The sequence below is a fragment of the Rhizobium sp. PRIMUS64 genome, assembly GCF_023006465.1.
Classification (GTDB): domain Bacteria; phylum Pseudomonadota; class Alphaproteobacteria; order Rhizobiales; family Rhizobiaceae; genus Rhizobium; species Rhizobium leguminosarum.
Genome location: NZ_JALBGX010000222.1, coordinates 1 through 6,706, shown reverse-complemented (window position 1 = coordinate 6,706; position 6,706 = coordinate 1). Strand labels below are relative to the sequence as shown.

Annotated in this window: 6 protein-coding genes and 1 pseudogene; 2 read left to right on the top strand and 5 right to left on the bottom strand. The window is 61.9% G+C overall.

Features of this window, described 5'->3' with window-relative positions:
* Window positions 1-1,206, bottom strand: a 1,206-nt coding sequence (locus MOV76_RS37805; protein WP_247266482.1) for a DUF1800 family protein, incomplete at its 3' end; no start/stop codon positions are given.
* A 210-nt stretch (window positions 1,207-1,416) separates the two neighbouring features.
* A complete protein-coding gene (locus tag MOV76_RS37800; protein ID WP_003560330.1) occupies window positions 1,417-1,764 on the bottom strand; it encodes a DMT family protein in 348 nt (115 codons plus the stop codon).
* Window positions 1,765-2,127: 363 nt separating this feature from the next.
* Here MOV76_RS37800 and MOV76_RS37795 point away from each other — a divergent pair, with 363 nt between their 5' ends.
* Window positions 2,128-2,964 carry an RDD family protein gene (locus tag MOV76_RS37795; protein ID WP_003560332.1) on the top strand — a complete coding sequence of 279 codons (837 nt, stop codon included), beginning with the start codon at window positions 2,128-2,130 and terminating at the stop codon, window positions 2,962-2,964.
* Between the two features lie 78 nt (window positions 2,965-3,042).
* On the opposite strand, the gene MOV76_RS37790 is transcribed toward MOV76_RS37795, so the two are convergent.
* The 3 genes from MOV76_RS37790 to MOV76_RS37780 all read right to left on the bottom strand — a co-directional run bounded on the left by MOV76_RS37790 (window position 3,043) and on the right by MOV76_RS37780 (window position 6,498).
* On the bottom strand, window positions 3,043-4,293 hold the full coding sequence (locus tag MOV76_RS37790) for an MFS transporter (protein ID WP_193446595.1): 1,251 nt from the start codon (window positions 4,291-4,293) through the stop codon (window positions 3,043-3,045).
* 402 nt (window positions 4,294-4,695) lie between these two features.
* Window positions 4,696-5,505: a class I SAM-dependent methyltransferase gene (locus MOV76_RS37785; RefSeq protein ID WP_247266481.1), complete on the bottom strand. Its 810-nt coding sequence runs from the start codon at window positions 5,503-5,505 to the stop codon at window positions 4,696-4,698.
* 81 nt (window positions 5,506-5,586) lie between these two features.
* Complete coding sequence (locus MOV76_RS37780) at window positions 5,587-6,498, bottom strand: AraC family transcriptional regulator (RefSeq protein WP_247266480.1); 912 nt, start codon at window positions 6,496-6,498, stop codon at window positions 5,587-5,589.
* A gap of 93 nt (window positions 6,499-6,591) precedes the next feature.
* Here MOV76_RS37780 and MOV76_RS37775 point away from each other — a divergent pair.
* Window positions 6,592-6,706, top strand: a pseudogene (locus MOV76_RS37775) (oxidoreductase); the annotation flags it as partial.

Below are 6,706 nucleotides of genomic sequence, written 5' to 3'. Positions count from 1 at the left end.
CTGGAAGGCTTTGAGGCGCTTCTCCCTCGCCTCGCCGGCGGGATCCGTCGGCACCGGCGCTCCTGCCATGCCAGGCGTGTTCGCTGCCATGTCGCCCTCGTCGGTACCCTGCTGGTTGGCGGCCAGGAAACTGCCGACGACGCCGTTGACCGGTCCCGCATTCAAAGCCCTCAGGCCGGCGACGACGTAGTCGAAAGGCTGGCGCGCCTTGGCGCCCTCGTCGCGCCAGGCGGCGGGATGGTCGAGCATCGCAGTGTAGACGGCGGTGAGGTCGCCATCCGTTTTCTTCCAGGCTTCGGCCATGTCGGACACCATCCCCTCGTCGGGCTGGTCGGAGATGAAATGCACCGCGAGCTTGCGGCTGATATGCGCCGCCGTCTTCGGATGGAGCGCGAGATCGTCGAGCATGTCGAGATAATCGTCGCGCGAGCGCCTGCGCCCGCCATAGCTGACGCCGAGCACCTCATGCGAGCCGGGTTCTGATATATTTGGCCGGAAGGCAATGTCCATCTCCTTGCGGTCGATGGTGAGCCCCGTCAGTACCATGGCAGCCGCCGTGACGTCCGCCTGGCTATAGCCGCTGCCGGCGCCGAGCGTGTGCAGCTCCAGCAGTTCGCGGCCGAGATTTTCGTTCAGCCCCTTGTTGCGTTTCATGCCGCCGGCCGAATCCGGCCCGAGTGAATCCGCCTGGTCGAGATAGATCAGCATGGCCGGATGGGCGGTGGCATTGCGCAGCATATCGCCGAACTTGCCTGATATGAACGGCCGGACCGCCTCGGCCTCGTAGAGCGGCACGATGAGGCGCATCGGCAGGCTCTTGTTGGCGCTGGTGGAGAAATGATCGGTCCAGAAGGTCGCCAGCCGCTCGTAGAAGCCGTACGGCGACAACACCGCCTGCATCAGCCGCAGGTTCGCATCATGTTGAAACTGCTGCTGCGCCTGATGCTGCACCCCTTTGCGGATCTCGCGCTGCGTCGTATCGTCGGTCACCGTCTTGGCGTCCTGCCGGATCTGCTTGAGCTGCTGCTGCAGGCTGAGAATCGCCTGGTGGCGCATGTCTGGGCCGCCGAGGGGAAAGTCCGGCATCGCCGCCTCCCCCTTGCGCAGCTGGCCGATGAGCTCGTCCTTGCTGCTGGGCGGCGCCTCGCCCGGCCGGAAGCCATAACCGAACCGGATCGCCGCCATGGTTGGGAAAGACAGGCTCATGGCCGTTCACCTCATGATCACCGCTTAAGCAATTCCAACAAAAGTGCGTCGCGGTTTTGTGTCCGGAATTGCGTCAAACAAAAGCCAGAGCATTTCCGTGCCCGGAAATGCTTGAGGTGACAGGCTGCCAGCCGATTGCGACGCCAATCTGTAGGAAATGTGGCGATATCTAGACATGGACGATTTGTAATCTGTTGAAAAGGCTAAAGTTTATGCACGGAAGATGAAGGATGCGCCAATTGCGATCAGGGCAAAGCCGATCGCATGGTTCCAGGTCAGGTTCTCGCCGAGCCAGAAAATCGAGAAGCCGGAAAAGACGATCAGCGTGATCACCTCCTGCATCGTCTTCAACTGAGCCGTCGTATAGACCGCCGATCCGATGCGGTTGGCCGGCACCGCCAGGCAATATTCAAAGAAGGCAATGCCCCAGCTGACGATGATGGCGAGGAAGATCGCGCTGCTCTTGTGCTTCAGATGCCCGTACCAGGCAAAGGTCATGAAGATGTTGGAGGCAAACAGCATGACGACGGGCCAGACGGCGGCGGGAGAAAAGGACATGGAGAAACTCGGGGGCTGTGGAGGAAAAACCGATCCGGCAGGGAGATGCCGGCAGCCCTTACCTAGCATGCCGCCGCGCGACGGCAAGTCCCGGAACGCCCGAGGACGGTTGCCATATCGTCACGCCACCGAGACGACCCGGATGGCCCGAGAATCGCGGCGGCTCGCCTTCCAGCATGACCGTGCTGCGACCGGCCAGCTTGGCCGGCTAAAGCGCGAGTCGGAAAAGCAGACGGCGGCCGAGCGTAAAATCGCGTGGGAACAGAGCTTACGAGCCTGATGGAGTGCAAAACACTGTATTAAACACCGGGATATTCGTACTTATCGTCGGAACGATTCAAAGCGTCGGATCTACAGGGGCACATGGATAATACAGCTGCGGCGCAGGAACCCATCACGTTAGCGTCGAGCCACTTCTGGCGGCGCTTCGCGGCCTTTGCCGTCGACGTTATCATCTTTCAAGCTGCTATCCTCATAACAGTCCACTACATCTCAACGGTGTTCTCGCTGGACTTCCGTTTCCCCCGTTGGACCTCCATGGAGTGCACAGAGAAGGTGCCCGATCAGCTTGCAAAAAGAGTTGACACAGGTTGGCCGTTGAAGCCGAACGAATTTCGCACCAACCAGATCTGCGAAGTGCGCCAACTTGGTTTCGGAAAGCAGAGATATCTCCAGGTAGCGGTTCAGATCGAACCGTGGGACTACGTGACGCCAGCTCAAGTGCTGACCATGCCTGTAGACGCAGACAACAATCCGGTAACCAAAACCTTACCAGCCTATGCCGGTTTGATATCCGGCATAGGCAACATTGGGCTGATCGTGCTGGCTTTCGCCTGCTTTTCTGCAAATGGCCGTCGCACATTCGGAAAGGCGGTTTTCTTCCTGAGAGTGCAATCGATCGATAGGAAAGATCTCAACCTCGGCTCCGCCCTTAAACGCGAAATTCTGAAATTCGGCCCGAATTTGCTTTTCAGTGCTACCATTTTCGCAAGCTCGCTGTTTCCGATCTATCCGACGCAAGACTTCGACGCATTGCTTGCCATGTTCCACGACGGATACATACCTTCCGACAAGGGTACGACTGGGTTGTACGTCATCTGGACAATAGCGGCCATGGTCTGGTGGCTCTTCCCGTTCATCGTCTGGCGGGGACAGGCATTTTATGATCGAGTCTGCGCCTGCGACGTGGTGAGCGCCTAACGGGCGGCTGCGATCAGATATCAGCCCGCAAGGAAAGGCCGGCGACATCGCCGCCGGCCTTCATAACCGCAGGCAGCGCTAGATTCGCATCGCGCCATGCGGTCCCTCGGCCTCCTCCGTGCCGAAGCGGACATCCTTCTTCTCGTAGCCGAAGCCGGCAAGGGCCGCGACGATGAACGCCACCACGGCCGCGACGATCAGGAGCGCATAGGCATAGTCGCCGTCCCAGCGGGCGGCCAGCCCCGCCTGCAGCGTTGCATTGCCCGAGGCGAGCAGGTTACCGAGCTGGTAGGCGAAGCCGGGAAAGGTGCCGCGCACCTCGTCCGGGGACAGCTCGTTCAGATGCACCGGCACGATGCCCCAGGCGCCCTGGACGAAGAACTGCATCAGGAAAGCGCCGATGGCGAGCAGCACCGGCCCGGGCGCATAGGCCCAGAGCGGCGCGACGGGCACGGCAATCAGCGCGGCGATGACGATGGCCTTCTTCCGGCCGATCCGCTGCGACAGTGCGCCGAAGAACAGCCCGCCGCAGATCGCCCCGATATTGTAGACGATGGCGATGGCGCCGACCGTATAGCTCGAATAGTTGCGCTGGGTTTCGAGGAAAGTCGGGTAGATATCCTGCGTGCCGTGGCTGAAGAAGTTGAACGCCGTCATCAGGAGCACTGCCCAGATGAACAGCGGAATATTCTCGCGCAGCACCGACAGGAATGGTCGCCGCCCCTTGGCCTGCCGCTTCAGGAAGGCTGGGCTTTCCTCGACATTGCGCCTGATGTAGAGCACCAGCAGCGCCGGCACCGCGCCGACAAAAAACATGCCGCGCCAGCCGATCACCGGGAAGAGCAGGAAGAACACGATCGAGGCGATCAGATAGCCCGAGGGATAGCCCGCCTGCAGGATGCCGGAAACGATGCCGCGGCTTTCCTCCGGCACCGTCTCCATAACAAGCGAGGCGCCGACGCCCCATTCGCCGCCCATGGCGATGCCATAGAGCGCCCTGAGCACAAGAAACATCGTGAGCCCCGTGGAAAAGCCCGTCAGGAACTCGAACAGCGAATAGAGCAGCACGTCGGCCATCAGCGTGATGCGTCGCCCGTAGCGGTCGGCGGCCAACCCGAAGATCAATGCGCCGAGCGCCCGCATGGCAAGCGTCAGGAAGATCGCCACCGAGACGGCGGGAACGTCGGTATGGAATTCCTCGGCGATATATTTGAGAACAAAGACGAGAATGAAGAAATCGAAAGCGTCGAGCGTCCAGCCGAGATAGCTGGCGATGACGGTATTGCGCTGCTGCGGCGTCAGCCGGCGCAGGCTTTCCAAAGCGGACATCTGATATTCCTCCGTCCGAAAGCGGCGGCGAGGCGGGCAATTCCGGATGCCGTCGGAAGGGGTGCCCGAAACGGGCAGGTTGTGGCTGTCAAGGGCTGCTATTGCGCGGGGAGCGCTCGGTCGCAGTCGAGACAGCGGGGATAATGTCAGCGATACTGGCCTAGTTCCATCACGTTTTACGTGATCGACGCTGCCTTGCGGAAGCGCGGCAGCATCGGGCGCTCCCATTCCCCGATATGGGAACCTCGACACCTATCCTTTGTCATCGACGCCAGAGGGAACCCACAACCTCTCTTCCCTCATTCCTGTGCTCGTCACAGGAATGAGCGAGAGTGGAGCGGGCACTCAGACCAATCGGCAGGAAGGCGGATGCGGCCGTAACGGCCGGTCATCACAACCAACCTAACCGCCGCCCGGCACCCTGCCCCGGCACGCCCACGCCACCGATGCGAACGACCGTGGCCCATCGGGCTCGCCGGCCTCGTAAGCGGCCCTGACGGCGCTATCGACCGCTTTTCGCTTCGCCGGGTCGAGCCCCGCGACATATTTGCCGAGCGGTCCCTCGCCGGCGGCGATCGGATCCCAGTAATCCCCGAAGGAAAGATATTCCATACGGATCAGCAACGAGGTCTCCTCGACATCAGCCAGGCCCTGCGCGATGAAGCTCTCCTGCATTTCCCCCGGCCGCATCATCGGCTGGAAACAATATTTGCGGCGCAGGGGCAGAGCGTTTTCGTCGAGCATCGCCACCGTATCCCACATCATCCGCATGCCGGACATGCCGCCATAATGGTCCCAGACGGCGGCGGCGACCACGCCACCCGGGCGCACCACACGGCACATCTCGGACACCGCCTTTCCCGCCTCCGGCACGAAATGCAGCACCAGCAGTGACATCGCCCTGTCGAAGCGATTATCCTTGAAGGGAAGCGCGCAGGCATCGGCCTGCCGGATCGTGACCCGCGGATCGGTGTTGCGTCGCGTTGCGGCCTCGATGAAAACCGGCGAATAGTCGACGGCGACGATCTCCTGCAGACCCGGCGTTTCCGCCAGCGTGAACGCCAGGCTGCCGGTGCCGCAGCCGACATCGAGCACGCGATCGCCATCCGCGAGACCGGCGAAGTCGACCAGCATCGGCGCCAGCTTCCTGCTCCAGCGCCCCATCAGCCGTTCATAACCATCAGCACTTTCGACATTGAAACTCGACGGCATTGAAGTCTCCCCCTTCAAGGACGATGGTCTGTCGACGGACAATAGGATTCCCCAGCAACCCTCGCAAGCGGAACAGCCTTCTCACCCGACCTTCGCGTCCGACCAGTAGCGCTTCGGTGCGCGCCCGAACACACGCTTGAACGCGTTTCCGAAGGCGCTTTCGGAGGAATATCCGAGTGCCGCGGCAAGGCCGGCGACCGAGACATCCTCCCGGCGCAGGGCTTCGCGGGCGCGATGCATGCGCCAGCGCGTGAGATAGTCGAGGGGTGCAACGCCGACCAGTTCCTTGAAACGTTGCGCAAAGGCGGAGCGCGACATGCCGATCCGGGTCGCCAGCGCCTCGACCGTCCAGCGATGGCCGGGGCTGTTGTGGATCAGGCTGATCGCCGCGCCGATCTGCGGATTTGTCAGCGCGCCGATCCATCCCGTTTCGGCAGCACCCTCCCGGCCCACATAGGCCCGCAGCGCCTGCACGAGCAGGATGTCGCCCATGCGCCGCGTCATCAGCGTCGAGCCCATCTGCCCGGCCTCGAGTTCGTCGTCGAGGGTTGCGAGCGTAGTGCTGAGGAGCGCGGCGGCCCGGTCGCTGGCCGGGATATGAATGAACGGCGGCAGCGCGTCGAGCAGCAGCCGGGCGTTGCCGCCTCCGATGACGAAGCTGCCGCCGATCAGCGCGGTCTCGCCACCGCCGTGCCGGGCGATGTTGGAATGCTTCCAGTCGAAGAAGGCGATCCCGTCCTCCGACTCCCTATCGAGATCGTTGGCGATCACATAGGCGGGCGCATTGGCAAGCAGGAAGGTGTCGCCCGCGACAAGCGAAAATGGCGGCTCACCCGGCAGAACGATCGAGCACGCGCCGCGCAGGACAGCAACGAACTTGAGCGCGGGCTTGGCCGGAAAACGAAACGCCCATTGCCCTCCGACCTCGAAACGTGTGCAGCGCGCACTCTCTAGCTCGAGCAGCGAAAAGACATCGGACAAGGGATCGATCATGGGTTCTGGACGATCTCGACGAAATCATGGAGCAACCAGCATAGATTCTCCAGGCAGCACCTGCAATCCTCAAAAGCACAAAGGAGAACGAAGATGCCTGATATCAAGGACAAGGTTATTGCAATCACGGGTGCCAGCAGCGGCATCGGCGAAGCCACGGCGCTGCTGCTGGCCGGGCGCGGCGCAAAGCTCGTGCTTGGAGCCCGCC